At 66.3% G+C, this 909-nt stretch carries 1 protein-coding gene; it reads right to left on the reverse strand.

What is annotated here, in order from left to right:
* The coding region (locus tag H5J30_RS35720) for a DNA-directed RNA polymerase subunit alpha (protein ID WP_181791933.1) at positions 1 to 909 on the reverse strand (909 nt) is incomplete at its 3' end.

The following is a 909-nucleotide window of genomic DNA, read 5'->3' on the forward strand; positions in this document are numbered from 1 at the left end:
GCCGGCCAGCTTCGCCTTGACCTCGTCGATCGACTTGGCGCCGAAGTTGCGGATGTCGAGGAGGTCCGCCTCGGAGCGGGCCACCAGCTCGCCCACCGAGTGGATGCCCTCGCGCTTGAGGCAGTTGTACGAGCGGACCGTCAGCTCCAGCTCCTCGATCGGCAGCGCCAGGTCCGCGGCCAGGGCGGCGTCGGTCGGGGACGGGCCCATGTCGATGCCCTCGGCGTCGATGTTCAGCTCGCGGGCCAGGCCGAAGAGCTCGACCAGGGTCTTGCCGGCCGAGGCCACCGCGTCACGCGGGCGCATGCACGGCTTGGACTCGATGTCGACGATCAGCTTGTCGAAGTCCGTGCGCTGCTCGACACGGGTCGCCTCGACCTTGTAGCTGACCTTCAGTACCGGCGAGTAGATCGAGTCGACCGGAATCCGGCCGATCTCCTGCCCGACCTGCTTGTTCTGCACCGCCGAGACATAGCCGCGACCGCGCTCGACGGTCAGCTCCATCTCCAGCTTGCCCTTGCCGTTCAGCGTGGCCAGGACCAGATCCGGGTTGTGCACCTCGACACCGGCCGGCGGCGCGATGTCCGCGGCGGTCACCACACCCGGACCCTGCTTGCGCAGGTACATCACCACCGGCTCGTCGTGCTCGGAGGAGATGACCAGCTGCTTGATGTTGAGGATGAGGTCGGTGACGTCCTCCTTGACACCCGGCACGGTGGTGAACTCGTGCAGAACGCCGTCGATCCGGATATTGGTGACCGCCGCACCCGGAATCGAGGACAGGAGCGTACGACGCAGAGAGTTACCGAGGGTGTAGCCGAAGCCGGGCTCCAGCGGCTCGATGACGAACCGGGAACGGTACTCCTCGACGACCTCTTCGGTGAGAGAGGGACGCTGAGCAATCAGCAT

The sequence above is a fragment of the Streptomyces phytophilus genome, from assembly GCF_013870535.1.
In the GTDB taxonomy this organism is placed as follows: Bacteria; Actinomycetota; Actinomycetes; order Streptomycetales; family Streptomycetaceae; genus Streptomyces; species Streptomyces phytophilus.